This is a genomic window from Micromonospora sp. C31 (assembly GCF_018070575.1).
Lineage (GTDB): Bacteria > Actinomycetota > Actinomycetes > Mycobacteriales > Micromonosporaceae > Micromonospora.
Genome location: NZ_JAGPXN010000001.1, coordinates 1,008,506 through 1,033,670, shown reverse-complemented (window position 1 = coordinate 1,033,670; position 25,165 = coordinate 1,008,506). Strand labels below are relative to the sequence as shown.

21 protein-coding genes and 1 pseudogene are annotated in these 25,165 nt (G+C 73.2%); 12 read left to right on the top strand and 10 right to left on the bottom strand.

Going from position 1 to position 25,165, the window contains the following annotated elements:
* Positions 1 to 28 precede the first annotated feature (28 nt).
* Positions 29 to 922 carry a metallophosphoesterase gene (locus tag KBX06_RS04795; RefSeq protein WP_210832890.1) on the bottom strand — a complete coding sequence of 298 codons (894 nt, stop codon included), beginning with the start codon at positions 920 to 922 and terminating at the stop codon, positions 29 to 31.
* Positions 923 to 947: 25 nt separating this feature from the next.
* Between KBX06_RS04795 and KBX06_RS04790 the strand changes: the two genes are divergently transcribed.
* A complete protein-coding gene (locus KBX06_RS04790) occupies positions 948 to 1,403 on the top strand; it encodes a GatB/YqeY domain-containing protein (protein WP_210832889.1) in 456 nt (151 codons plus the stop codon).
* Between the two features lie 284 nt (positions 1,404 to 1,687).
* A complete protein-coding gene (locus KBX06_RS28415) occupies positions 1,688 to 2,080 on the top strand; it encodes a peptidoglycan-binding protein (protein WP_210832888.1) in 393 nt (130 codons plus the stop codon).
* Between the two features lie 233 nt (positions 2,081 to 2,313).
* Here the strand turns inward: KBX06_RS28415 and KBX06_RS04780 are convergent, their stop codons facing one another.
* The gene (locus KBX06_RS04780) at positions 2,314 to 4,752 is read right to left on the bottom strand and encodes a penicillin-binding protein (RefSeq protein WP_210832887.1); all 2,439 of its coding nucleotides are present in this window, start codon (positions 4,750 to 4,752) and stop codon (positions 2,314 to 2,316) included.
* A 405-nt stretch (positions 4,753 to 5,157) separates the two neighbouring features.
* On the opposite strand from KBX06_RS04780, the gene KBX06_RS04775 reads away from it, so the two are divergent.
* On the top strand, positions 5,158 to 5,478 hold the full coding sequence (locus tag KBX06_RS04775; RefSeq protein ID WP_089003040.1) for a WhiB family transcriptional regulator: 321 nt from the start codon (positions 5,158 to 5,160) through the stop codon (positions 5,476 to 5,478).
* 6 nt (positions 5,479 to 5,484) lie between these two features.
* On the opposite strand, the gene KBX06_RS04770 is transcribed toward KBX06_RS04775, so the two are convergent.
* The 3 genes and pseudogenes from KBX06_RS04770 to KBX06_RS28410 all read right to left on the bottom strand — a co-directional run.
* A complete protein-coding gene (locus KBX06_RS04770; RefSeq protein ID WP_210832886.1) occupies positions 5,485 to 6,636 on the bottom strand; it encodes an ArsA-related P-loop ATPase in 1,152 nt (383 codons plus the stop codon).
* A gap of 53 nt (positions 6,637 to 6,689) precedes the next feature.
* Positions 6,690 to 7,667: an ArsA family ATPase gene (locus KBX06_RS04765; protein WP_210832885.1), complete on the bottom strand. Its 978-nt coding sequence runs from the start codon at positions 7,665 to 7,667 to the stop codon at positions 6,690 to 6,692.
* A 26-nt stretch (positions 7,668 to 7,693) separates the two neighbouring features.
* Positions 7,694 to 8,266 (bottom strand): annotated as a pseudogene (locus KBX06_RS28410) (hypothetical protein); the annotation flags it as partial.
* A gap of 503 nt (positions 8,267 to 8,769) precedes the next feature.
* Here KBX06_RS28410 and KBX06_RS04755 point away from each other — a divergent pair.
* From KBX06_RS04755 to KBX06_RS04735, 5 genes are all read left to right on the top strand, one after another.
* The gene (locus KBX06_RS04755) at positions 8,770 to 9,249 is read left to right on the top strand and encodes a hypothetical protein (protein WP_210832883.1); all 480 of its coding nucleotides are present in this window, start codon (positions 8,770 to 8,772) and stop codon (positions 9,247 to 9,249) included.
* A gap of 46 nt (positions 9,250 to 9,295) precedes the next feature.
* Positions 9,296 to 9,451: a DUF4177 domain-containing protein gene (locus KBX06_RS04750; protein WP_210832882.1), complete on the top strand. Its 156-nt coding sequence runs from the start codon at positions 9,296 to 9,298 to the stop codon at positions 9,449 to 9,451.
* Positions 9,448 to 9,909, top strand: coding sequence for a RidA family protein (locus tag KBX06_RS04745; RefSeq protein WP_210832881.1), 462 nt, complete (start codon positions 9,448 to 9,450; stop codon positions 9,907 to 9,909). Before KBX06_RS04750 ends, KBX06_RS04745 begins: the two co-directional genes overlap by 4 nt.
* Positions 9,910 to 10,031: 122 nt before the next feature.
* The gene (locus KBX06_RS04740; protein ID WP_210832880.1) at positions 10,032 to 10,859 is read left to right on the top strand and encodes an MBL fold metallo-hydrolase; all 828 of its coding nucleotides are present in this window, start codon (positions 10,032 to 10,034) and stop codon (positions 10,857 to 10,859) included.
* Complete coding sequence (locus tag KBX06_RS04735; protein ID WP_210832879.1) at positions 10,856 to 14,443, top strand: adenylate/guanylate cyclase domain-containing protein; 3,588 nt, start codon at positions 10,856 to 10,858, stop codon at positions 14,441 to 14,443. Before KBX06_RS04740 ends, KBX06_RS04735 begins: the two co-directional genes overlap by 4 nt.
* Positions 14,444 to 14,481: 38 nt before the next feature.
* On the opposite strand, the gene KBX06_RS04730 is transcribed toward KBX06_RS04735, so the two are convergent.
* On the bottom strand, positions 14,482 to 15,432 hold the full coding sequence (locus tag KBX06_RS04730) for a TerC family protein (RefSeq protein ID WP_210832878.1): 951 nt from the start codon (positions 15,430 to 15,432) through the stop codon (positions 14,482 to 14,484).
* Between the two features lie 322 nt (positions 15,433 to 15,754).
* Here KBX06_RS04730 and KBX06_RS04725 point away from each other — a divergent pair, with 322 nt between their 5' ends.
* A complete protein-coding gene (locus KBX06_RS04725) occupies positions 15,755 to 16,225 on the top strand; it encodes a hypothetical protein (protein WP_210832877.1) in 471 nt (156 codons plus the stop codon).
* Positions 16,226 to 16,256: 31 nt separating this feature from the next.
* Complete coding sequence (locus KBX06_RS04720) at positions 16,257 to 17,756, top strand: serine/threonine-protein kinase (protein ID WP_210832876.1); 1,500 nt, start codon at positions 16,257 to 16,259, stop codon at positions 17,754 to 17,756.
* Here KBX06_RS04720 and KBX06_RS04715 read toward each other — a convergent pair.
* Positions 17,733 to 18,080, bottom strand: a complete 348-nt coding sequence (locus tag KBX06_RS04715) for a hypothetical protein (RefSeq protein ID WP_210832875.1) — start codon at positions 18,078 to 18,080, stop codon at positions 17,733 to 17,735. The genes KBX06_RS04720 and KBX06_RS04715 overlap by 24 nt on opposite strands.
* Positions 18,081 to 18,181: 101 nt before the next feature.
* On the opposite strand from KBX06_RS04715, the gene KBX06_RS04710 reads away from it, so the two are divergent.
* Together KBX06_RS04710 and KBX06_RS04705 are read left to right on the top strand one after the other, a co-directional pair.
* A complete protein-coding gene (locus KBX06_RS04710) occupies positions 18,182 to 18,664 on the top strand; it encodes a hypothetical protein (protein WP_210832874.1) in 483 nt (160 codons plus the stop codon).
* A gap of 172 nt (positions 18,665 to 18,836) precedes the next feature.
* Positions 18,837 to 20,642, top strand: coding sequence for an alpha/beta hydrolase (locus tag KBX06_RS04705; protein WP_210832873.1), 1,806 nt, complete (start codon positions 18,837 to 18,839; stop codon positions 20,640 to 20,642).
* Positions 20,643 to 20,800: 158 nt separating this feature from the next.
* On the opposite strand, the gene KBX06_RS04700 is transcribed toward KBX06_RS04705, so the two are convergent.
* The 3 genes from KBX06_RS04700 to KBX06_RS04690 form a co-directional block, all read right to left on the bottom strand.
* Positions 20,801 to 21,841 carry a DUF4034 domain-containing protein gene (locus tag KBX06_RS04700; RefSeq protein ID WP_210832872.1) on the bottom strand — a complete coding sequence of 347 codons (1,041 nt, stop codon included), beginning with the start codon at positions 21,839 to 21,841 and terminating at the stop codon, positions 20,801 to 20,803.
* A gap of 143 nt (positions 21,842 to 21,984) precedes the next feature.
* Positions 21,985 to 23,175, bottom strand: coding sequence for an acyl-CoA dehydrogenase family protein (locus KBX06_RS04695; RefSeq protein WP_210832871.1), 1,191 nt, complete (start codon positions 23,173 to 23,175; stop codon positions 21,985 to 21,987).
* A gap of 16 nt (positions 23,176 to 23,191) precedes the next feature.
* Entirely contained in the window at positions 23,192 to 25,159 is a 1,968-nt protein-coding gene (locus KBX06_RS04690; protein ID WP_210832870.1) for a biotin carboxylase N-terminal domain-containing protein, read from the bottom strand.
* Positions 25,160 to 25,165 lie beyond the last annotated feature (6 nt).

Here is a 25,165-nt window from a genome sequence, read left to right as displayed (position 1 = left end):
ACGGCCCGGCGGCTCGCAGCCGTACGGGTCAGCGGGGGATCAGGGTGAGCACGCTCGCCTCGGGCGGACAGGCGAACCGGACCGGCGCGGTCGGGTGCGTGCCGAGGCCGGCGGAGACGTGCAGCCAGGAGTCGGATCCGGGCCAGCGGTGCAGGCCGCGTGCCATGGAGCGGGGCAGGCCGCAGTTGGTGACCAGCGCACCGACTCCCGGTACGCAGACCTGACCGCCGTGGGTGTGCCCGGCGAGCATCAGGCCGAAGCCGTCGGCGGCCATCGCGTCGAGGACGGCCGGTTCGGGGGAGTGGGTGAGCGCGATCGACAGGTCGGCGGTCGGCGACACCGGGCCGGCCACGGAGGCGTAGTCGTCCCGTTCGACGTGCGGGTCGTCCACTCCGAGCAGCTCGACGACCCGGCCGCCGGCCTTCAGGGTGGTGCGGGCGTTGTTCAGGTCCGCCCAGCCGGCGCTGACGAAGACGTCGCGTAGCTCCTCGTGCGGCAGCTCGACGCCCTCGGTGTATTCGCGGTCGGGCAGGAAGTAGGTGAACGGGTTCTTCCAGACCGGCCCGGTGTAGTCGTTGGAGCCGAAGACGAAGGCCCCCGGGAAGTCGAGCAGCGGCTGGATGGCACGCAGCACGCCGGGCACGGCGCCGGGATGCGCCATGTTGTCGCCGGTGACCACGACCAGGTCGGGGTCGAGCGCGGCCAGCGACGCCACCCAACGCTGTTTGCGCCCCTGGTCGGGCATCATGTGCAGGTCCGACAGGTGCAGGACCCGCAGCGGCTCCGCGTCGGCCGGCAGCACCGGCACGTCGTACCGCCGCAGGGTGAACATGTTGCGCTCGACGAGTGACGCGTACGCCAGGGTCGCCGCGCCGAGGGCGGCGGTCCCGGTCGCGAGCCGGAATAGTGTGCGCTTTCGCATGCCGTTCAGGGTAGTTTCACCGACCATGAGCACGCTGAAGGACCGTCTGACCGCCGACATGCGCGCCGCCCTGAAGGCACGCGACGAGCTGACCACCTCCACGTTGCGGATGGCGCTCGCCGCCGTCGGCACCGCCGAGGTCGCCGGCAGGGCCAAGCGCGAGCTCACCGACGACGAGGTGCTCGCGGTGCTGACCAAGGAGGCGAAGAAGCGCCGGGAGGCCGCCACCGCGTTCGGCGACGCCGGCCGCACCGAGCAGGCCGCGAAGGAGGTCGCCGAGGGCGAGGTGCTGGAGCGCTACCTGCCGAAGCAGCTCCCCGACGCCGAGCTGACCGAGCTGGTCGCGGGGGCGCTCGCCGCGGGCGGCTTCACCGGCAAGGCGCAGATGGGCCCGGCCATGAAGGCGGCCCAGGCGGCGGTGGCCGGCCGGGCCGAGGGCGGCCGGGTCGCCGCGGAGGTACGCCGACAGCTCGGCCTCTGACGGTTGGGTGCGAGGTCGAAGCAGTAGTCGGTGACCTGCGAGAGAGCCTGCCAATTGTTCGGATGGTAGCCATCTCGCACTGCCGTCACGCAGAGCGTCGACTGATATCCATTGCGTGAGATCCGTTCCCGTGAGAGGGTATGCCTGTCGGCGGAATTGCGCAACGGGGGTGCAACCTTAGCCGCTGACAATTGCGTTCCCGTTGCCTCATTGCATCGAGGAGAGGTTTCCCAGTGAGGCGAGTATTTGCCGCAACTCTTGTGGTTGCCGGAACTCTGGGGGCTGTGGTCGTCGCCCCGTCGGTGGCTTCGGCCGACGTCAGCATTCAAGCGACGTGCAGCCGGACGGTACGAGTGGCGGGCGACAACCTGTGGAGTGCCGGACCGGTGGCATTGCCTTCCACCGGCAGCACTGCATCCAGCACCAGTTGCGGCATGGCGCAGGGCGCCAACAGCAGTGCTGTCCTGCTGCTCCAGCGCAGCCTGAAGTACTGCTACGGCAAGAACATCGCCACCGACCAGGACTTCGGCCCGGCAACCAAGTCCGCGCTGATCTCCGCCCAGCAGACGGAGGGCATCACTGCGGATGGTGTGTATGGTCCGCAGACGCGCGATGCGCTCAGGTGGTACCTGGATGGTTACTGCGACGAGGCGGGCCACCCGATCACCGTCGTTTAGTTCTACAACTCCGGTGACCCGGGAGTGACACGGCGCTTAGGGAGGGTAGCCCGCCGGGCTGCCCTCCCTAAGCACGCGCTGCAATTCGAGCCTGGTTCGGGACTTTCTGGCGCTCCGAGAGTGACGCCAATGCCAAATCGAGTTCTCGTCGGTTCGAATGAGAGCCAGGAACTTATGCGAAACGGGCGGGCACCCCGCGAAGGGTGCCCGCCCGTTTCGTCTGTTCGGCCGGCTCAGCCGCCGGGGCGGCCCGGCGGACGGCCCGGGTTGGTCGGCGGCCCGCCGTTGCCGGGCGCCGTGCCCGGGGCGGCGCCTCCGCCGGAACTGATCTGGATGGTCACCACGCCGCCCTTGATGGTGCGGCCGTCGGGGCTGGTGCCGGCGGCCTTGCCGGCCGGGCAGCTCGACGTGACCTTGATGTCGGAGATGACCGCGTCGAAGCCCTCCGCCTCGATCCGGGACTTCGCCTGCTGCGGGTCCAGGCACTTCACGTCGGGGATGCGGCGCTGGTCGCCCTCGGAGATCTTCTTGCCCGGGGGCTCGAAGTTCTTCCGGTCCTTGCCCTTCATGGCGGCCTTCAGCGTCTCGTAGACCGGCGGGTTGATGCCGTCCTTCTGCTTGTGCTTCATCTTCACGTTGGTCTGCGGCCAGTCCGGGTCGGCCAGGATGCCGGCCACCGCGTACTGCTTGGTCATCGCGACCAGGGCCGCGCTCTTCTCCGAGTCGGTGGTGCCGGACTTGCCGGCCACCGGGGCGTCGACGGCCTGCTTGACCTCGGCGGCCGTACGGCTGCCGCCGCACTTGCTGGTGGAGGAGTTGTCACCGACCGGGCAGCGGGCGGCGTCGACGGCGGCGCGGGCCACCTCGGTGCTGACCCGCTTCTCGCAGCGCGGGTTGGCGATGTCGAGCTTCTTGCCCTCCGGGTCCTTGATCTCCTGCACCGGGATGGGCTCGCAGTACCTGCCGTCCGCCGCGAGGGTGGCGTAGGCGTTGGCCAGCTCCAGCGGGGTGGTGTCCGTGACGCCCAGGGTGAACGCGCCCCAGTCGTGCGCGAAGTCCTTGTTGTTGGCCCAGGTGTTTTCCTTGCTGACCCGGAACTGGATGCCGAGCCGCTTGGCCACGTCGACCACGTTCTCGGCGCCGACCTGCTGCTGGAGCGGCACGAAGTACGTGTTGATCGACTGGGCGAAGGCGCTCCACATGTTCTGCACGCCGCCGGCCTTCTTGCCGGAGTTGGTCGGGCAGTACTTGTTGGTGCCGGGGCAGGCGGCGGGGCTGCCCTGCTCGACGATGTACTCCGACTTGAAGGTCTGCGGGGCGTTGATCGTGTAGCCGAGCGGGATGCCCTTCTCCAGTGCCGCGACGATCGTGAAGATCTTGAAGGTCGAGCCGGCCTGGTAGCCCGTGATGCCGTCGCCGCCGGTGAGCAGCGGGTTGACGGTGTTCGGGTAGTTGCCGAGCTTGCCCCTCTTGCGCTGCTTGGGCTCGCTGTGCGGCTTGTTGGCCGGCTTCTTCGGGTCGTCGAGCTTGAAGTTGCGGTTCACCGCCAGCGCCCGTACCCGGCCGGTGCCCGGCTCGACCACCGCCACCATGGCGGCTTCCTTGCTCTTCTCCGGCTTGGCCTTGCGGACGGCCTTGTCGGCGCCCCGCTGGGCCTGGGGGTCGAGCGTGGTGACGACGGTGTAGCCGCCGCTCTTGAGCCGCCGCTCCCGGTCGTACGTGGTCGAGCCGAACGTCTCCTGCTGCATCCACCAGCGGTAGAAGTAGTCGCAGAAGAAGCCCCAGCCCTTCTCGTTGGTCGAGACACAGCCGTTGGGGGCCCGCTTGCCGGTGACCTTGAGCTTGACGGCCTTCGCCGCGTCCGCCTCCTGGCGGGTGATGGCGCCGGTCTTGACCATGTTCTCGATGACGTAGTCGCGCCGGGCGACCGCCGCCGTGTAGCCGCTCTTGGTGGTGGGGTCGTTGGTGCTCGGCGCCTTCACCATGCCCGCGAGCATGGCCGCTTCATCGATCTTCAGCTTGCTGGGCGGCTTGTTGAAGTAGACCTGGCTGGCGGCGTAGATGCCGTACGCGCCGTTGCCGAACGCGGCGATGTTGAGGTAGCGCTCCAGGATCTCGTCCTTGGAGAGCTCCTTGTCGATCTGGATGGCGTAGCGCATCTCGCGCAGCTTGCGGGCGCTGGTGTCCTCGGTGGCCGCGACCACGTCCGCCGGGTGGCTCGCCGAGTAGGCGATGGCGAGCCGGACGTACTGCATGGTCAGCGTCGAGGCGCCCTGCTGGCTGGAGGCGTTGGACTGGTTGTTGACGAACGCCCGGGCGATGCCGTTGAGGTCCACGCCGTTGTGCTTGTAGAAGTCGTGGTCCTCGGCCGCGACGATCGCCTTCTGCATGACGGGGGCGATGTCCTTGAGCTTCACGTCGCGACGGTTCTCGTCGTACATGGTCGCCAGCGGGGTCTTGCCGTCGGAGGCGAGTAGGTAGCTGATCTGCGGCGCGCGGGCCACCTTCAGCTCCTTGGGTAGTGCGCCGAAGGTCTCGGCGCCGGCCTTCGCGGCCAGCCCGGACATCGCCACCGCGGGGAAGGCCGCCGCGGCGACCACCACGCCGGCCAACAGGCCACAGATGAGTAGCGATGCGGCGTTGGTCAGCACGTTGTGGTCACGTTTCCGCATCCAGGTCACCTCGACAGGGTACGCGAGTAGGGAACGAGGGGCGCCGGGGCGTTCTTTCCCCATTTCCTGCGCGCGCCGACCTCGTTGTGCTAAACGCACGACCCCCGGTAAGTGGTTGCGTGGATCCGGCGCCGAGTCTCCCTCCTCCCGGAGAGGGCTCGCAGCGTTTTCACGGACTCCGACGGGGTAACCGGCGGTCGCGAAGCCCGGGAAGCCGGGAGTGTCCGGAATGATGGATTTCTCCGACAACGTTGCGTAATCAGTCGACTACAGAGCATGATGGTGGCGGCGACAGCGCCACATGTCGTCCGTGCCGCCTTGGGGAAGGCAGGCCGGGCGATCGGGGGGAATTGCCGGCTGGTCCGCGACGGGGTCGGTAGGTACTGCAAGGGGGGACGTGTACAGATGGGCATGATCACTGACTGGCCGTCGCTGGCGGCGTGTCAGAACGGGGACCCGGACGCGTTGTTCGTACAGGGCGCCGAACAGAACGTGGCGAAGCGGATCTGCCGGAGCTGCCCAGTTCGGTACGAGTGCCTGGCCGACGCGCTGGACAACCGGATCGAGTTCGGGGTGTGGGGCGGCATGACCGAACGCGAACGCCGTGCGCTCCTGCGCCGTCACCCCCAGGTGGCGAGCTGGCGCAAGATGTTCGAGGCCGCGATGAAGAAGAACGCCAAGGACAAGGCCGGCAAGGACAAGATCCTCGTCACCACCGCCGGCTGAGCGCCGTCACGGCCGGCTGATCGCCGCGCCGATCGTCCGCAGCCCGTCGACGTCGTGCACGTCGGCGGGCTGCGCCGTCACCGACACCGCCGGCACCGCCGGGAACGCCTCGGTGAACCGGGCCGCCACCTGCCGCTCGCGTACCGCCTGCTGGGCCAGCGCGGCGTGGGCCCGCAGCACGTCGACGGTGCCCTCGTGCCCGCCGAGGCCGGCCAGCCGCTCCGCGGCGGCCAGGCTCTCCGCGGCGTCGAGCCCGGGAACCGCCGAGCGGTGCACCCGGTTGAGCACCAGGCCCGCCAGCGGCATCTTCTCCTCGCGCAGCCGACCCGCGAAGTAGGCGGCCTCCCGGACCGCGTCCGGCTCAGGCGCCGCGACCAGCAGGAACGCCGTCTCCCGCGCCTGGAGGATGCGGTACGTCTGCTCGGCCCGCTGGCGGAAGCCGCCGAACATCGAATCCAGCGCGGCGACGAAACCGGACAGGTCGGTCAGCAACTGCGCCCCGAGCACTTTCTGCACGACCTTGGAGAACATCCCGAACGAGGCCGTGACCAGGCTGAACATGCTCCGCCCGCCGGTCCGCGCCGGGGCCAGCAGCAGCCGCAGCATCCGCCCGTCGAGGAAGCGGGACAGCCGGGCCGGGGCATCCAGGAAATCGAGCGCCGAGCGGGACGGCGGGGTGTCCACCACGATCAGGTCCCACTCGCCCCGGGCGTGCAGCTGACCCAGCTTCTCCATCGCCATGTATTCCTGGGTGCCGGCGAAGGTCGAGCTCATGGCCTGGTAGAACGGGTTGGCGAAGATCTCCGCCGCCTTCGCCGGGTCGGTGTGCTGGAGCACCACGTCGTCGAACGTGCGCTTCATGTCGAGCATCATGGCGTGCAGCTCGCCGCCGCTGGCGTCGACGTCGATGCCCTTGACCTGGCGGGGGGTGTTGTCCAGCTCGGTCAGCCCGAGCGACTGGGCCAGCCGGCGGGCCGGGTCGATGGTGAGCACCACCGTGCGTCGGCCGTGCCGTTCCGCGGCACGCAGTGCGAGCGCGGCGGCCGTGGTCGTCTTCCCCACCCCGCCCGCCCCGCAGCAGACCACGATCCGGACGCCCGGATCGGCGAGGATCTGGTCGACGTCCAGCTGCGGCGCCGCGTCTTCGGAAGGCACCAATCGAGCGTATCGGGCCGGGTCGGTCCGTGCGCCCGTGCCGGCCGCAGTGTGAGTCAATCGGCCCCGACGAGGGTCGCGGCGAGCCGGTCCAGGCCGGCCCGGTCCACCCCGTCAGGTAGCAGCGGCAGCTCGGTCATCGGCAGCTCCAGCTCCACCAGCTCACCCCGCAGCGTCTCCTCCAACTCGCGGCGGATGGCCTGGTCGCGCGCCTCGGCGGCCAGCCCGGCGACGGTGTCCCGGTCGGTCGGCAGCCCGGCGGCGCGCAGCCCCCGCTCCAGCTCGGCGGCGGCCACCACCCGCCCCGCGGGCAGCGGCGGCCGGGCGCCGTTGACGACCACCCGCCCCACCGGGAAGCCGAGCTTAGTCAGCTCGCCGATCGCGTCGACCGTCTCCTGGACCGGCATCTCCTCCAGCAGCGTGACGACGTGCACGGCGGTGATCGGAGAGCGCAGCAGGGCGGCGACCCCCTCGCTCTGGGTCTTGATCGGGCCCACCTTGGCCAGCCGGGCCGTCTCGGCGGTGACGTTGAGGAACCGGCCGATCCGCCCGGTGGGCGGCGCGTCCAGCACCACTGCGTCGTACGCGCGCCGCTGGCCGACGGTGCGGGTGGTGGCCTCCTTCACCTTGCCGGTGAGCAGGACGTCCCGCAGCCCGGGGGCGATGGTGGTGGCGAAGTCGATCGCCCCGAGCTTGCGCAGCGCCCGGCCGGCCGCCCCGAGCTTGTAGAACATGTCGAGGTACTCCAGCAGGGCCTCCTCGGCGTCCACCGCCAGGGCCCGCACCTCCCCGCCGCCCGGCGCGTCGGTCAGGTGCCGTTCCTCGTACGGCAGCGGATCGGTGCCGAAGAGCTGGGCGATGCCCTGCCGCCCCTCGACCTCGACCAGCAGGGTGCGCCGGCCGCCGGCGGCCAGCGCCAGGGCCAGCGCCGCCGCGACGCTGGTCTTGCCGGTGCCGCCCTTGCCGGTCACGACGTGGAGGCGGGCCGGCCACTGGGTAGCGGCCGGTCCGGCCGGCGACTCTGCTGCTCGCACCCGTCGAGCCTATCCAGGCCGTGGGCTCAGCCGACCTCGCAGACCCACCAACCCGTCTTCTTCACCACGGTGAACCGCAGGTCCTGGTCGGCCACCTTCTCGTCGGCGGTGGTCATGGTGACCTTGGTGGTGACCGTGGCCCGGTCACCGGTCTGGTTGTCCACCTGCGGGGTGCTCCACCGGAACCGGGGGTTCTGGTGGGCCGAGACGTGCTTCTCGACCTCGGCCACCTTGGCCGCGATCTTCTTCTTGTCGCGGGACGACGAGCAGACCAGGCCGGCCGCCCGGTCCGCGTCGCGCTCCTGGTAGACGGCCTTGAGGAACTCGTCCACCGCGACTGCCGGCTCCTTGGCCCCCTCGCCGCTCTCGGCGTCGCCCAGCGTCAGGAACGCGACGACGCCGCCGCCGGCGCAGAGCAGCAGGATCACGGCCAGGGCGATGGCGGCGACGAGCGCGCCGCGCTTCTTCTTCGGCGCGGCGGGCGGCTGATAGGGCGGGTACCCGGTCGGGGGCGGCGGGAATGACGGGTCGCCGGCGCCGGGCGTGGCGGCCGAGCTCGGCGCAACGGCGGCAGGGCCGGGCGGAACGTCCGCCGAACTCGACGCAACGCCGGCCGGGCCGGGTGGGTTGCTGGCCGAACCGGGTGGGACGGCGGCCGGGCCGGGTGGGGTGCTGGCCGGGCCGGGCGGAACGACGGCCGGGCCGGGCGCCCCGGCGGCGTCGGGAGCGGACGGGAGGCCTGGCTCGTCGGCCGGCGGTCCGACGGGGCCACCGCTGGGTGGTTGGGTCATCTGATCCCCCGGGGTTGCGACGTCGTCACCTGACCGGGCGACGAGCGTGGTCGAGCTGGCGGGCGAGCCGGCGAGCGCCCGTCCGACCGGAAGGGTAGCGGTCGGTCACCCGCTCCGGGGGGCGGCCGGTGCCATCAGTTTCCTGACCGGCACTGTGTCGCATATGTGACTTTGCGTGATCAGGTGTGCGCGTCCGGTTGGCGGAGCTGTGCCCGCGGCCCTACGTTCTCAGCGGCGCGGGGGCGGGCCGGGGCGCAGCGTCCGGGCCCGGAAATGATGACGTGACCAGGTACGACGCCCGGAGGCAAGGCATGCGCGACGTGGACAACATCCCTCGAGGCCAGTTCCCGGCGGGCGACCGGGCGCGGCGGCCCGGCTCCTCGGGTGAAGCCGAGGGCGGCGCGGGCCTGCCCATGAACGAACGGTCGTACCGGCGGCTGGCCGAGCCCGGCGAGGTGGTGCGCGTTCCCGGTCGGCCGGGCCCCGGAGCCCGGGACGAGGAGGAACCCGGGTTCGTCATCCACCTGCCGATCCGGGTCGCCGACCTGAGGGCGGCCACGGCGCTGGCAGGGACGGTCGCCACCTCGCTGAGCTTCCTGGCCGAACTGGACGCAGGCGAGACCACCGTGTCCACCACGGACGACCAGAACAACCGGCACCGGGTCTTCTGCGACCTGCTGCTGCCGGACCGCTCCCGCTGCCCCCAGCGGTACGAGCACGGCGGCCCCTGCGGGGACGTGCCGGCACCCCCGGAGCAGCGTCCCGCGCCCCGCCCGTCCGCCGGACCGTAGGCTGTGCGTCGAGAAGTCGAACTCCATCCGAGGGAGCCCTCCACCGATGCAGAAGTGGGAATACGTCACGGTCCCGCTGCTGGTCCACGCGACCAAGCAGATCCTCGACAACTGGGGTGAGGACGGGTGGGAACTCGTCTCCGTGGTTCCCGGCCCCAACCCGGAGCAGCTCGTCGCGTACCTGAAGCGGGCGAAGGCATGAGCAACGGTCCGCACGCGAAGCTCGCCGAACTCGGGCACAAGCTGCCCGAGGTGGTCCCGCCGGTGGCCAGCTACGTGCCGGCCGTCCAGTCCGGGCAGCACGTCTACGTCTCCGGGCAGCTGCCGATGGTCGAGGGCAAGCTGCTCGCCACCGGCAAGGTCGGCGGCGGTGTCTCCGCCGACCAGGCCAAGGACCTGGCCCACCGGTGCGCCCTGAACGCGCTGGCCGCGATCGACTCGCTGGTCGGCCTGGAGAACGTCGTAAAGATCGTCAAGCTGACCGGCTTCGTGGCCTCCGCGCCCGGGTTCACCGGCCAGCCGGGCGTGATCAACGGTGCCTCCGACCTGTTCGGCGCCGTCTTCGGTGAGGCAGGCCGGCACGCGCGCAGCGCTGTCGGCGTCGCCGAGCTGCCCCTGGACGCCCCCGTCGAGGTCGAGGTCATCGTCGAGGTCTCCTGACCCGCGCCGCCTCCCCGTGATCCTGTACTTCGTGCCCCGGCAGAAGCCGTGCGGCGGTACGTGTCGAGGACCGGATCTCCAAGATCGCGGGGAGCGGCCGGCGGGGCCGTACGATCGCAGCCATGACCGGGCACTTCACCGCGCCGGCGGCGGCACTCGCCGGCGAACTGCCGGACTGGGTGACGCTCCTGCGTGCCCCCAACCCGGGGCCGATGACGCTGGACGGCACCAACACCTGGGTGCTGCGCGCCCCCGGCCGGGAACACGCCGTCGTCGTCGACCCCGGCCCGGCCGACGAGGGGCACCTCGCGGCGATCGCCGCGCATGGGCCGATCGGCCTGGTGCTGATCACCCACGGGCACCCCGACCACACCGACGGCTCGCGCCGCCTGCACGACCTGCTCGACGGGGTGCCCGTACGCGCCGTCGACCCGACGCACACCATCGCCGGGGAGCCGCTGGTCAGGCCGGGGGAGGAACTGGGCGACCACGGGCTGAGCGTCCGCCTCGTGCCGACCCCCGGGCACACCGGCGACTCGGTCTGCTTCCTGGTCGGGCACGGCGACGAGCGGGCGGTGCTGACCGGCGACACGATCCTCGGTCGGGGCACCACCGTGGTCGCCCACCCGGACGGGCACCTCGGTGACTACCTGACCAGCCTGGAGCTGCTCTCCACGTACCGGGGCATCGCGGCCCTGCCGGGGCACGGCCCCGCGCTGGCCGACTGCGGCGCCGCCGCGGACTTCTACCTCGCCCACCGCCGGGCCCGGCTCGACCAGGTCAGGGCAGCGGTCGCCGAGGGCGCCACCACCGCCGCGGAGGTGGTCGCGACGGTCTACGCCGACGTCGACCGGTCGCTGTGGTGGGCCGCCGAGTGGTCCGTCCGGGCCCAACTGGAATACCTGGGCCGGGAATCCGGCGGAGGTGCCGCGGGGTTGGAGCAAGCGTGACCTGCCCGGTGTGCGGAACCGTCGCCGTGCCCGGCGCGCGGTTCTGCCACAACTGCGGCGCCGCGCTGCCGGCCGCCGCGACACTGCCCGCGGCCGAACGGCGCGTGGTGACGGTGCTCTTCGGCGACCTGTCCGACTTCACCTCCTGGTCGGAGGACCTCGACCCGGAACGCGTCGGCGCGGTCACCGACCGGGTGCTCGCCGCCCTGGCCGGCGCGGTGAAGACGTTCGGCGGGCACGTCGACAAGCTCACCGGCGACGGGATCATGGCGGTCTTCGGCGCGCCGGTCGCGCACGAGGACGACGCCGAGCGGGCCGTCCGCGCCGCGCTGTCGATGCAGCGGGCGGTCCGTCGGGTGCTCGACGACGAACGCGGCGGCGGCGCTCCGCTCGGCCTGCGGGTCGGGCTGAACACCGGCGACGTGATCGCCGGCATCCAGGCCGCCATCGAGTACACGGTCATCGGCGACACCGTGAACACCGCCGCCCGACTGGCCGACGCCGCCGCCGTCGGCGCGGTCTACGGCGGTGCGCGGACCTGCGCCGCCACCCGGCACGTCGCCTCCTGGCGGGCGCTGCGCCCGCTGCGGCTGAAGGGCAAGCGCGAGCCGGTCGAGGCGTACGAGCTGCTGGGCCTGCTGGACGCCCCGGGCACCCGGTCCGGCCTCGGCGACGAGGCCCCCTTCGTCGGCCGGGAGACCGAGATCGGGCGGGTCGCCGGCCGGCTGGCCGAGGTGATCGACCGCGCCGAGCCCCGGGTGCTGCTGATCACCGCCGAGGCCGGGATCGGCAAGTCCCGCTTCGCCGCCGAGGTGGAACGCCTCGCCGCCGGCTACGACGTCGGCGCCGGCCGGTACGCCGCGCACACCGGTGCCCGGGTGCTGTCGGTGCGCTGCGCGGCGTTCGGCGAGCGGCGCCGGCTCGCGCCCCTGGCCGACCTGGTGCGGGCGGCCGTCGGCCTGCCCAACGACGCCGCCACCGCGCTCACCCGCCCGGCCGTGGAGGAACGCCTGCGCCGGCTGGGCCAGCGACTCAGCCGCTCCGGCGAGCCGGCCGCGATCGTCACCGACCAGCTGCTGGCCCTGCTCGGGTACGCCGAACTGCCCGGCGGCGGGCCGACCGACCAGGGCGAGTGGAGCTCCGCCCAGCCAGCCGCCGACGCGGACGCCGTGCCGAACGCGGTCGCGGACCTGCTCACCGCGCTCGCCGGGGAGGCGCCCCTGGTGGTCGTCGTCGACGACCTGCACGATGCCACCGCCGAGACCATCCGGGCGCTCGGGGTCACCCTGTCCCGGCTGGCCGGCCCGGTCCTGGTGCTGCTGCTCGGCCGGCCCGAGCTGGTGCGTACCGCCGGGGCGCTGACCCGGGTCGCGGACGCCGAGGTGCACGCGCTGCCGCCGCTGCGCGGCGCCGACGCGGCCCGGCTGCTCACCACCTACCTCGGCGGCGGCAGGCTGCCGCAGGCCGACGCCGACCGGCTGCTCGCCACCGCCCAGGGCAACCCGTTCTACCTGGCCGAGCTGGTCACCCTGCTGATGGAGCGGGGCGCGCTGACCGCCGTCGCCGAGCGGAACTCGCCGAATGCGGGCAGCTGGCGACTGGTGCCCGGCTCGCTCGGCAGCCGCCTGCTCTCCCGCGACCTGGCCGCGGTGCTCGCCGCGCGCATCGACGCGCTGCCGGCGGAGGCCCGCTCCGTGCTGCGGGACGCGGCGGTCGTCGGCGACACGGCGCCGGACGGCGCGCTCGAGGCGCTGCGCGAGCAGCGGGCCGGCCGCGACGGCCGGCCGGCGGCGGTGGTCGCCGTCGAGCTGGAACGGGCGGTGGAGGAGCTGCTGCAACGCCGGATGCTGCACCGCACCCGCACCGGCTACGCCTTCGCCACCCCGCTGATGCGGGAGGCCGCGTACGCCGGGGTGAGCAAGGCCGAACTGGCCGAGCGGCACGCGGCGCTGGCCCGGTGGGCCGCGGCCGATCCGCCGGCGGGGGCGGGGGCGCCGGGTGGCTTCGCCGAGGCCGCCCGGGACGTCTTCGTGGCCCAGCACGTCGAGCGGGCCGCCGCGTTGGCCGACGCGGTCGGGCTGCGGCCGGACGCGCCGGCGCGGGCCGTCGTCCCGTTGGGCGTCGTCGCGCTCGGCGGGGCCGCCCGCCGGTCGTTGCAGGTCGGCGAGCCGGCGCTGGCCGTGGAGTACGCCGAACGCGCCGCCGAGCTGGCTCGCGACGGGGTGCCAGCGGCCGACCGGGTGGTGCACGCCCGGGCGCTGCTCCAGGTCGGTCGCCCCGCCGACGCCCTCGCCTCCGCCGAGAAGATCGCAGCCAACGCCGGCGACGAGTCCGCCGTCCGGACCAGCGCCCTGCTGCTCGCCGGGCAGGCGCACCAGACGATGGGCGACCAGGCGCGCGCGGTGGCCTGCTGGCAGGAGGCGTTGCAGGTGGCCACGGCCGGCGGGCTGCCGACGCTGCGCGCCTCGGCGATGCGCCGCCTCGGCATGGCCGACTTCATCGCCGGGCGGCTGGGGCAGGCCAGCAGCCGGCTCGCCGCGTCGTACCAGGTGAGCCTCCAGGCGCAGGACCGCCGGGGGCAGGCGTGGTCGTTGCAGAACCTGGCCTGGGTGACCACCACCCGGGGCGACTTCGCCGGCACCGACGCGGTGCTCGGCCGCGCCGCCCGGCTCTTCGCCGAGCTTAAGGACCCGTACGGGCGGGCCTGGCTGCGCGGCACCACCGCCTTCGCCCGGCTGCTCGCCGGCCGGCTGCGCGAGGCGTGCCGGTTGGCGCAGGTCTTCCTGCCGTTCGGCGAGCGGGTCGGCGAGTCGTGGGCGGTGGGCACGCTGCGCGCGGTCGAGGCGTTCGCCACCGCCGAGCTGGGCGAGCTGGCCGAGGCGGACCAGGGGGCCCGCCGCGCGTACCGGGAGTTCGCCGCCGCCTCAGACGACTGGGGGCGCGGGTTCGCGCTGGTCGTGCGGGGGGTCGTGGCGCGCGGGCTGGGCGAGCCGGGGCACGCCGCCGACCTGCTCACCGACGCGCTGTCGTACGCGGAGCGCACGTCGCACCCGCTGCTCACGGGGATGGCCGGCACGCTGCGCGGGTTCGTGGCGCTGGACCTCGGGGACTGCGAGACGGCCGAGCGGGACGCCCGGTCGGTGCTGACCGCCGTGGAGCCGCACAACCCGCAGGCGCCCGCCCAGGTGGGGCCCCGGGTGCTGCTGGCCACCGCCCGGCTGGCCGCCGGCGACTCCGCGACCGCCGTCGGGCTGCTCGCCCCGGTGGCCACTGCCGCCGCCACCGTTCCCTCGCTGCTCTTCTCCCGCCGCCAGACCATGGCCCGCTACGCGTCCGCTCTGCTCGCCCACGGCCAGTGCGAGCAGGCGCTGGACTGGGCCCGGCGGGCCGTCACCGCCCCGTCGGAGGACGTGCGCAGTCAGGTGGTGGCCGCGAGCGTGCTCGCCGAGGCGCTCGCTGCCTGCGGCCGGCCGGAGGAGGCGCTGGCCCGCGCCGGGGAGGCGGTCCGCCTCGCGTACGCGACCGAGCAGCGCAGTGAGCGTCGGGCCGCCGACGCCCTGCGCGCCCGCCTCGCCACCCCCTAGGCGGGGGCGGCGAGGTCGGGCGGGGCAGGGGTCGGCGGTCAGGTGCCGGTAGGGGTGCGGGAGCCGGTGTCGGCGGCGCCACGGGTCGCGACGAGGCTCCAGCCGATCGAGACGGCGAGGGTGGCGACGATGACGCCGAGGGTCAGCGGGATGGGCAGCTTGCCCACCGGGGTCTCGGAGAGGACGAGCTTGACGCCGGCGAAGGCCAGCAGGAACGCCAGTCCGTAGTGCAGGTGCACGAAGCGGCGCAGCAGCCCGGCGAGGCAGAAGTAGAGGCTGCGCAGGCCGAGGACGGCGAAGGCGTTGGCCGTCCAGACGATGAACGTGCTGGTGGTGATCGCGAGGATCGCGGCGACGGAGTCGACGGCGAAGACCAGGTCGGTGGCCTCGACGGCGACGAGGACGATGAACAGCAGCGTCGCCGTGCGCCGGCCGTCGATGCGGGTGAAGAACCTGCTTCCGTGGTAGCGGGCGTCGGTGGGGACGAGCCGGCGGACGAGGCGGACGACGACGTTCCGCTCGGGGTCCGCCTCGGCGTCGTGCCGGAAGGCCATCTTCCAGCCGGTCCAGACCAGGAAGGCACCGAAGACGTACGCGGTCCAGAAGAACGTCTCGAGCAGTTCCGCGCCGAGGAGGATGAAGACGAAGCGGAACAGCAGCGCGCCGACGACCCCCCAGAACAGCACCTTGTGCTGGTAGGCGGCCGGCACCGCGAAGTAGCTGAAGACGAGGGCGAACACGAAGACGTTGTCGACCGACAGGGCCTTCTCGATCAGGTAGCCGGCGAAGTAGGCGCCGGCGGCCTCGTCGCCCTGCCACAGCCACAGCAGGACACCGAAGGCGAGGCCGGCGGCGATCCAGATCGCCGACCACGTGGCCGCCTCGCGCAGGCCGATGACGTGGTCGTCGCGGTGCAGCAGCAGGTCGACCGCCAGCATGGCGGCGATCGCGGCGGTGAGGGCCAGCCAGGCCCACCAGGGTACGGACATCGAGGCTCCCTTGACCGGGCCGGCGCCGTGGCGCCGGCGTGCTGGCCGAAGGTCTCCCCGGACCGCCGTGCGGCGGTCCGCGCGACCGGGGCCCGGGTGGGCCCGTACTGACGGCCGCGCGTCCGGTGGCGGGTACTCCCCCTCGAACTGCGCTCGATTATTCACGAAACACAGTTCGCTTGTCTAGTGTCCGGCCACGCCGGGATTCCGGCCCCGGAAGTCTGGCGATTCTGGGGATGCGGTAGGTCGGGGGTGGCCGATAGCGTGTCAGGTCCGAGGGGCGGTCGGTCGTGCGACCGCGTCGGGTCTGGGGAGGGCCGTCATGAGGTTGCCGCGTTCGGCTGCCGGATGGACGATCGCGGTCTTCGGCGTCCTGGCCCTGCTCATGGGCGCGATCGGGCTGCTCTGGCCCGAGGCGCTGCTGCGCCTGCTCGGCTTCGATGTGCCGGCGACCCGTGCCGCGGGCGACCACACCGGCACCTTCCTGACGGCCTCCTCGATGGCCTCGTTCAACATGGGGGTCTACTACCTGCTCGCCACCGCCACCGAGTGGCGCTCGTTCTTCCGCTTCACGGTGCTGTTCCGGCTGGTCACGTTCACGGTTTTCAGCATCGCGGTGCTGGCCGACGTCGCGCCCGGGCGGTTCTTCGGGGTGGCGCTCTGGGAGGGCCTCGGCGCGGTCGCCACCGCCGTCGGGCTCTGGTGGGACGGCCGTCGCGCGGGTCCGGGGGCGGCGGGTGGCGGGCGTGCTTCCGTCGCCGGTGCCGTGCCGGCCGCCGATGCGGTTCACTGAGCCGTCGGCCCGGTTGGGTATTTTCAGAGCTGTGACCGAGACCTCGCCCGGTGCCCTGCCGGTGCCCATCGTGCCCGGTCTGACCGATCTGCGGGTGTTTGCGCGGGGAGGCTACGCGACGATCTACAAGGCGACCCAGATCTCGGTGGGGCGCGAGGTCGCGGTCAAGGTGGAGAATCGCACCCTCGACAGCGAGCACGACCAGGCACGTTTCCTGCGTGAGGCGCGGGCCGCCGGGCGGATGTCGTCCCACCCGCACGTGGTCGACCTCTTCGACGTGGGGGTCACGGTCGACCAGCACCCCTACCTGATCATGGAACTCTGCGACGGCTCGTACGCCGAGCGGATGCGGACGTCGCCGCTCGGGCCGGCCGAGGCGCGCGACCTCGGAGTCAAGATCGCCGACGCGATCGCCCACTCGCACGCCGCCGGGGTGCTGCACCGCGACGTGAAGCCGGCGAACATCCTCCACTCGCACTTCAACTCCGCGGTGCTGGCCGACTTCGGGCTGGCGGTGGTGGCCGAGATGCGTGACGCCTCGGTCGCCCTGGAGGTCCTCACCCCGGCCTACGCGCCGCCGGAGATGTTCAACCACAGCCCGCCGTCGCCCGCCGTCGACGTCTACGCCCTCTGCGCCACCCTCTACGCGGTGATGCACGGCCGCCCGCCGCGCTGGCAGTCCGAGCGCAACCCCAGCCTGATCACGGTGCTGGAGATGTTCCACCAGCCGCTCCCCAACCTGCCCGGCGTGCCGGCCGAGATGATCGACGTGCTCCGGGCCGGGATGTCCAACGACCCCGGCGAGCGTCCCTCGGCCGTCGAGCTGCGCGACCTGCTGGCCGGCCTGCCGCTCGGTCCGGCCGGCTCCCCGGTGGGCGGCACGGGCGTGCCGGGGCCGGTCAGCGGCGGGCCCGTCGGCCCGTACGTCGCCGACCACGTCTCGCGGCCCGCCCCGCGACAGCCGGTGGAGGATCTGCACCCCACGATGCCGACGGTCGGCCGGCGGCGTCGGCGGCGCTGGTTCCTCGGCGGCGCCGGGATGGTCGCCCTGGCCGCCTCCGCCGGCGCCGGCGCCTGGCTGGGTGGCGCGGTGACCAGCCCCGGCCCGGTGCCGACGGCCGACGTGGCGGCGACGAGGGCGGTGCTGCCCGCCTGCGCCCTGACGGCCGGGCTGCCTGCCGGCGCGGGCTGCGCCGACGAGTTGGAGTGCTTCGGCCCGATGGTGGTGCGCGGCGCCCGGGCCCGCGCGCCCCGGGTGCCCTGCGACGGCCAGCACACCTGGGAGAGCTACGCCGAGGGCAGGCTCCCCGACACCCTCGTCGGCGCCGACCATGACGAGGTCAGCGCAGACGCGGCGGTGCGCCGGGTCTGCAACGAGACCACCTTCCGGCTGGCCAGCGGGATCAGCTACGTGGACGGCTGGAACCTGGAGGTGCTGCCCCCGGGCGGGGCGGACACCGACCGGACGTACCGCTGCCTGGCCGGGCGCGGGCTCGACGCGCTCGCCTCACCCACCCTCACGGGCCGCTGAGCCGCCGCGTCCCCGGTGGCGCTCCCGCACAGCGCGGACGGTGTCCCGGTGGTCGAGCGACTCCAGCGTGTCGGCGTCGACCCCGTAGAGCCCTCCGGCCGGCTGCCCCGGGGAGCCCGGCGCGACCGCCGGTTCCGCCTCGTCCTCCTGCCGGGCCGCCGCCACGGACACCGCCGTGATCATCGTCGACAGGACGCAGAGCAGCGCCAGGGTCACCCCGACGAGATCCTGGCGACCCCACACGATCAGCGTCACCAGCAGCGAGGCCGCCACCAGCGCCGCGACGACCGCCTTCGCCCGTGCGTCGGGCCTCGGAATTCTCACCCGTCCAGGATGTCCGAGCGGGGCCCGCTGTCAACCGGGCCGCCGGCACCCGGGTGCGATGATCTCCGCTGGAAGATCGCCCCCGTGGGAGAGGAGTGCCGGTGACCCGCGTCTCCCGGATCGTCGCCGCCGTGCTGGTGTCGGGTGCGCTGGCCGCCTGCGGAGCGGACGGGGCAGCCGAGCCGGTGACCGCGCCGTCCCCCGCGAACGGCACCGCGCCGGCCGCCCCCTCGCCCGCCGCCCCCGCCCCGTCCACCACGCCACCGTCCGCGGGCAGCGCCTCACCGGCCGCCGGTCGCAGCGGGTACGCCAACCCGGACGCGGCGATCGCCGCGCACCTGTCGGCCGTCCCGGAGGTCCGCTACCTCGGCCTGTGCAAGAACGCGAAGCGTGATCCGGCGGCGGTCTGCGCCCTCCGGATAAGCTTCGTCGACCAGGACGAGGTCTACGGCCTGGGCGCCCCGCACAGCGACGTCGTCGGCTTCCTGCTGTTGCGCCACGGGCCCGACGGCTGGCGGGTGGCGGCCGAGTACGCGCCGGACGGCGGGACGCCGGCACCGCCGTGGATGGCCGGGGTGGAGTGATCCGGGGCGCGGAGAACTTGGAGCGTCGACGATGAATTGTTCGTTACATCGCTCGCCGGGTTGTCGGATATCTGGCCACTAGCCGGCCTGCGGCCCTGTCGCCCGCTCCCTAGAGTGACGGAGGTCGAGCCCTCGGCCCGACCGTCCTGTTCGCCCACCGGAAGGCGTCCACATGCCACGACGAAACCGGTCCATCGCCGCCGCGGGGATTGCCGGCGTCCTCCTCGCCGGCGCCGCGGTCGCACCCGCCGCCGCCGCACCGTCCCCCGCCGGCGGGGACCGCCCGGTCACCTCCGACCAGACCAGCCCGCAGGAGGCCCGCCGGGTCGACCGGGTGCCCACGCCCAAACTGGACTGGTACGCCTGCTACGACTACGCCGAGTGCGCCACCGTCCGGCTGCCCCGCGACTACGACCAGCCGAACGGCCCGACGACCGAGGTCGCCGTGCTGCGGGTCAAGGCCCGCGACCAGCAGCGGAAGATCGGCAGCCTCTTCGTCAACCCGGGCGGCCCCGGCGGCTCCGGCACCGACATCGCGCTCGCCGCGCCGTACTTCCTCGGTGACGAGGTGCTCGACCGCTTCGACGTGGTCGGCGTCGACCCGCGCGGCGTCGCCGCCAGCCAGCAGGTCAGGTGCTTCCCCTCCGTCAAGGAGCAGACCCGGGCGTACGCCGGGCTGAACGTGGCGTTCCCGTGGACGAAGGCCGAGGAGAAGGCGTACGTCGCCTCCTCGAAGGCCGTCGGCAGGGGCTGCTCCACCACGGGCCGGCCGCTCACCGGGGCGATGTCGACCGCCGAGGTGGCCCGGGACATGGACGTGCTGCGCCGCGCCGTGGGCGACCGGAAGCTCACCTACCTCGGCTTCAGCTACGGCAGCATCCTCGGGCAGTACTACGCCAACATGTTCCCCGACCGGGTCCGCGCCCTGGTGATCGACGGCGTGCTGAACGCGAACGAGTGGGTCGGCCAGGGCAGGGCGCGCAGCCTGTCCCAGGAGGAGCGGATGCGCAGCGCGCAGGGCGCGTACCAGGCGCTGCGGGAGATCCTGGTGCGCTGCGAGAAGGCCGGCGCGCAGGCGTGTGCGCTGGCCGAGGGCGACCCCGTCGCGTCGTTCGACCTGCTCGCGAAGCGGCTGCGGGCCAAGCCGGTGGTGATCGAGGACCCCGACCTCGGCCGGATCACCATCACGTACGCGGACTTCATCGGCGCCAACCTGAGCGCGCTCTACGGCCCGACGGGCTACGCCGAGGTCGTCGACCTCACCGCCGCCCTGCTGGTGCTCACCGACCCGGCCTCGTCCCCGGCCGCCCGCCGCCCGGCGACGGCCGACGTGACCCGGCAGGCCGCCAAGGCCCGCGAGCAGGCCCGCCGGTACGACTTCCCGTACGAAAACGGGTTGGAGACCTTCCTCGGCGTGGACTGCACCGACGCGTACCACCCGAAGGACGCCGGCAAGTTCCCGGCGCTCGCCGACAAGGCCGACCGGCGCGACCCGTACTTCGGCCGGCTCTGGACGTGGATCACCTCGCCGTGCGCCCGCAGGACCTGGACGGTGCGGGACGAGGACGCGTACACGGGGCCGTTCAACCGGCGGACCGCCGCGCCGGTGCTGGTGGTGGGCAACTACTGGGACCCGGCGACCAACTACCGGGGCGCGGTCAGCTCGGCCCGGCTGCTGCCGAACAGCCGCCTGCTCAGCAGCGACAGCTGGGGGCACACCGCGTACGGGACGTCGGCCTGCGCGACCGGCGCCGTCGACGCGTACCTGCTGCGCGGGGCGCTGCCGGCCAACGGCAAGGTCTGCGTGGGCGACGTCCAGCCGTTCGCCGGGTCGCCGACGGCGTCGGGGGTCACCCGACGGGCGGAGGCGTCGAAGGGCGCGCTGGCCGCCGAGGGTGCTCCCGGGCGGGGCGAGCCGAAGCGGCTGCCGCCGGTGGTGGCGCCGCTGCCGGCGGTCGGCACGCTGACCGTCCGCTGAGGACCTGGGGTGCGGCGGGCGGTCGAGCGCCCGCCGCACTCCGGCCCGCTCTGCATCCCACAAGGGATTCTTCGCTGTTCAGGGGCATGTCGGCGTTGTGCTGGCGCTGACAGGACCGACGCATCACGCGGGGGTGGCCAGGACGGTGTCGCCGGCGGTCAGGCAGCGCGGCGGGCGCGGCGGCGGGCTTGGAGGAAGGCTGTGTCTCCGCGTACGCGGTCCCACCAGGACCACGGAACGCTGGTCATGTACCGGCCGATCGACGCGAAGACCGGCGCGGCGTCGGCGTCGCGGCCGGTGCGTGCCAGCCCGTACGCCAGGATGTTGGCGTCGTTGAGCCAGTCGGCGTGGCGGATGGCCGGCTGGTGGAACCACCGGGACAGCGCATTGTCGAGATCGGACTGCATGACCGGGTCCTGCCGCCACCGCTGGCTGATCTCGTCGACGGCGCTGCCTTGGGATGCGCGCTCCTGCTCCCACAGCGCCCACTCGGCGGCGGCCTGCACTGGCAGCACGTGCAGCGGCGAGCCCACAGGCGCCGCGGCGGCGACCGACCGGGCGAAGCCGAACATCGCCTCGTGCGAGCCGCTCCACTTCCTGCAGTGGTACGTCAGCTTGAGGATGTGCCCCTCCCGATGCCAGGGGTCGCGCCGGGTCAGCTCACGCCACGTCTCCTCGACGTCCTCCGGTGGCGTGCTCTGGCCGATCATGAGGTCCAGCCGGTTCACCCACGGGGTGGGGTCCTCGGGTGCGAGCCGCATGGCCAGGTCGTTCACCTGCCGGGCCAGGTCCAGCAGGCGGTTGAACTCGGCCCACTGCCCTTGACGGACGTTGGCGGCCCAGTCCCCGCCGCGCACCTCCCAGGCTCGTGCCATCAGGGACCGGGCGCGTACGAGCTGAGCATCCGGGCTGGTCGGCGTACGTGACGCCCAGCGGTCGGTCCAGGCGGCTGAGGTGTCGACCCGGCCGGTCGTGGGGTCGACTCGGGATCCCAGCCCACCGGCGGTCGATTCGGCCAGCACGCGGACGTAGCGTGCCCGACGGTCGTGGTCGCCCCGGGTGGCGGCCAGCGCCTTCCGGGCTCGTTCGATGTCGGAGCCGTACCGCGCCTGCGTGCACGCCTCGCGCAGCACGGCGTCGTCCTGCGCCAGGTTCGTATCGATCTGGCGGGTGAGCATCCGCCACACGGTCGAGATCACAGTCAAGGATGGTAAGCGCCGGCTGGCGTCCTTCTCAGGCCTGGATCTGGTCCCGATCGGGCCTGGCACGCCCCGCACAGCTGAATGCGGTTCTGGTCAAGATCTTCGGGCGCATCCGGACGCCCTGGGTGTCCATGCCGGTGTCAGTAGGACTTGTCCTGGCCGAGGACGTGCTGGGCGACGAAGTTGAGGATCATCTCGCGGCTGACCGGGGCGATCCGGCCGGCGCGCACCGCGCCGAGGAGCGTGGCGACGCCGTACTCGGTGGTCATGCCGGCCCCGCCGAGCACCTGGACGGCCGTGTCGACGGCCAGCGCGGCGGCCTCCCCGGCGGCGTACTTGGCCATGTTGCCGGACACCCCGGCCTCCAGGTCGCGGCCCGCGTCGTAGAGGGTGGCCGCCTTGTGGATCATGAGGCGGGCCAGCTCGACCTGCACGGCCGCGTGCGCGAGCGGGTGGGCCACACCCTGGTGCGAGCCGATGCTCCGGCCACCCCAGACCTTGCGGTTGGCGGTGTACTCGCTGGCCCGCTCGATGGCGTACCGGCCGGTGCCGGCGCCCATCGCGGCGACCGTGATCCGCTCCGGGTTGAGCCCAGCGAAGAGTGCCGGCAGGCCGGCGTCCAGCGACTCGCCGACCAGCGCGTCGGCGGGCAGCCGCACATCGTCTAGGTAGAGCAGGAACTGGTTCTCCGGGGACACGATCTCCATGTCCAGCTTGGAGCGGGTCAACCCCGGCGCGTCGGTCGGCACCACGAACAGCGCCGGCTTCAGTTTCTGCGGAACCGCATCCCCCGCACCGGCTTGGCCGTCTCCGACGGCGACCCGCGCCACCACCAGCACGTACGACGCCTCGTCGACGCCCGAGATGTAGCACTTGCGGCCGGAGAGCAGCCAGTCGTCGCCGTCGCGGCGGGCCACCGTGCCGAGCCGGTGGAAGTTGGAGCCGGCCTCCGGCTCGGTGATCGCGAACACCACCTTCAGCGAGCCGTCGGCGAAGCCGGGCAGGAAGCGCTTGCGCTGCTCCTCGGTGCCGTGCCGGGCGATCACCGTCGCCGCGATGGCCGGCGAGACCACCAGCAGCAGCAGCGGGCAGCCGGCCGCCGCCAGCTCCTCGCAGACGATGGCCAGCTCGGTGATCCCGCCCCCGCCGCCGCCGTACTCGGTGGGGATGTTGACCCCGAGGTAGCCCAACCGGCCGGCCTCGTCCCACAGCTCGGTGGTGTGCTCGCCCGCCTTTGCCTTCGTGACGAAGTAGTCGTGGCCGTACCGGCGGCCGAGGGCGCGGACGGCGTCGCGGAGCTGGTCCTGCTCGGGGGTGAGGTCGAAGTTCATCGCGGGGCCTCCAGGATCATTCGGGGTTGACCACGGCCAGCACGGCACCCGTGTCGACCTGCCCGCCGGTCGCGACCGGAAGCTCGGCGACCACGCCGTCGGCCGGGGCGAGCACGGGATGTTCCAGCTTCATCGCTTCCAGCGTCAGCAGCAGGTCGCCGGCCGCCACCCGCTGACCGACCTCGACGTGCACCCGGGTCACCGCGCCCGGCAGCGGCGCGACCAGCGACCCGGCCGCCAGCTCCACGGTGGGATCGGGAAAGCGTGGCAGCTCGGTCAGGCTCGCCGCCCCGTCCGGGCCGTCCACGAAGACGTCCGACCCGACCCGGTGTACGCGGTACCCGCGCCGCACCCCGTCGACGTCGAGCACCACCCGGTCCGGGGCGGCCCGGATCAGGCTCACCACAGGTGCCGGCCCGCCTGTCGAGGCCGACCACTCGGCGAGGCTGCCCGACCGGTCCAGCCGGTAGCGGACCTCGATCTCGCCGCCCGGTCCCGCGTAGCGGGTGACCTGCGGGAAGGCGGGCACATTGCGCCAGCCCGACGGCAGTCCGGCGAGCACCGGTGCGGCGGCCCGCCGGGCTGCGGCGGTGGCCAGCGCGGCGGCCAGGGCTACCAGAGGAAGTTGGTCGGCCGGCAGCAGCGGGGCGAAGACCTCGGGGTGCCGGTCCAGGAAACCGGTGTCGATGTCGACGGCGGCGAACTCCGGGCTGCGCAGGACGCGGACCAACAGGTCCCGGTTGGTGGTCACCCCGTGCAACTCGGCCCGGGCCAGCGCGCCGGCCAGGGCGCGGGCCGCCTCGGTGCGGGTCGGCGCCCAGGCGATCACCTTGGCGAGCATCGAGTCGTAGTGGACGCCCACCACCGAGCCGTCCACCACGCCGGAGTCCAGCCGCAGGCCCGGCCCGGTCAGCGGCCCGAACCCGGCCGTCACGCCGGGCAGGGCGAACCGGTGCAGGGTGCCCGTCGCCGGCCGGTACCCCTGCGCGGGATCCTCGGCGCAGAGGCGTACCTCCATCGCGTGCCCCTGTGCCGGCGGGGTCGCCGCCACTGGCAGCGGCTCGCCCTCGGCGACGAGCAGTTGCAGCCGGACCAGGTCCAAACCGGTGGTCAGCTCGGTGACCGGGTGCTCGACCTGGAGGCGGGTGTTCATCTCCAGGAAGTAGATCTCCCCGTCGGGCGCGAGCAGGAACTCGACCGTGCCGGCTCCCACGTAGTCGACCGCCCGGCCGGCGGCCACCGCCGCCTCGTGCAGCCGCTCCCGCACCTCGGCGGGGAGGACGCCGGGCGCCTCCTCCACCAGCTTCTGGTGGCGGCGCTGGATCGAGCACTCGCGCACGCCCAGGGCGGCCACCGTCCCGTGCGTGTCGCCGAAGATCTGCACCTCGACGTGCCGGCCGCGCTCGACGTACCGCTCGATGAAGACCGTGCCGTCGCCGAACGCGCCGGCCGCCTCCCGGCGCGCGGAGGCGACGGCCTCGGCCAGGCCGGCGGCGTCGCGGACGATGCGCATGCCGCGCCCGCCGCCCCCGGCGGACGCCTTCACCAGCACCGGGAAGTCGGTGATCTCGTCGGCGTCGGTCCGGGTGGGCAGCATCGGCACGCCCGCCTCGGCGAGCAGGGCCTTCGCCGCCATCTTGTCGCCCATCGCGGCGATCGCCCTCGCCGGCGGGCCCACCCAGGTCAGCCCGGCGTCGGCCACCGCGGCGGCGAACTCGGCGTTCTCGGCGAGGAAGCCGTAGCCGGGATGGACGGCGTCCGCCCCGGTCCTGCGGGCCGCGTCGAGGATCAGGTCGATCCGCAGGTACGTCTCGACGGGCGTGTTCCCCGGCAGCCGCACGGCGTGGTCGGCCTCGGCGACGAACGGCGCGTCGGCGTCGGCGTCGGCGTGCACGGCCACCGTCCCGACGCCCAGCGCCCGGCAGGTGGCGAAGACCCGGCGGGCGATCTCACCCCGGTTCGCCACCAGAAGTCTGCTGATCACTGAGCC

Bases quoted from the DNA above. Each gene is read 5' to 3' on its own strand.
- KBX06_RS04775 (WP_089003040.1), top strand. From the start codon at position 5,158: ATGGGCATGATCACTGACTGGCCGTCGCTGGCGGCGTGTCAGAACGGG.
- KBX06_RS04745 (WP_210832881.1), top strand. From the start codon at position 9,448: ATGAGCAACGGTCCGCACGCGAAGCTCGCCGAACTCGGGCACAAGCTG.
- KBX06_RS04740 (WP_210832880.1), top strand. From the start codon at position 10,032: ATGACCGGGCACTTCACCGCGCCGGCGGCGGCACTCGCCGGCGAACTG.
- KBX06_RS04755 (WP_210832883.1), top strand. From the start codon at position 8,770: ATGCGCGACGTGGACAACATCCCTCGAGGCCAGTTCCCGGCGGGCGAC.
- KBX06_RS04750 (WP_210832882.1), top strand. From the start codon at position 9,296: ATGCAGAAGTGGGAATACGTCACGGTCCCGCTGCTGGTCCACGCGACC.
- KBX06_RS04705 (WP_210832873.1), top strand. From the start codon at position 18,837: ATGCCACGACGAAACCGGTCCATCGCCGCCGCGGGGATTGCCGGCGTC.
- KBX06_RS04725 (WP_210832877.1), top strand. From the start codon at position 15,755: ATGAGGTTGCCGCGTTCGGCTGCCGGATGGACGATCGCGGTCTTCGGC.
- KBX06_RS04790 (WP_210832889.1), top strand. From the start codon at position 948: ATGAGCACGCTGAAGGACCGTCTGACCGCCGACATGCGCGCCGCCCTG.
- KBX06_RS04780 (WP_210832887.1), bottom strand. From the start codon at position 4,752: ATGCGGAAACGTGACCACAACGTGCTGACCAACGCCGCATCGCTACTC.
- KBX06_RS04795 (WP_210832890.1), bottom strand. From the start codon at position 922: ATGCGAAAGCGCACACTATTCCGGCTCGCGACCGGGACCGCCGCCCTC.
- KBX06_RS04730 (WP_210832878.1), bottom strand. From the start codon at position 15,432: ATGTCCGTACCCTGGTGGGCCTGGCTGGCCCTCACCGCCGCGATCGCC.
- KBX06_RS04695 (WP_210832871.1), bottom strand. From the start codon at position 23,175: ATGAACTTCGACCTCACCCCCGAGCAGGACCAGCTCCGCGACGCCGTC.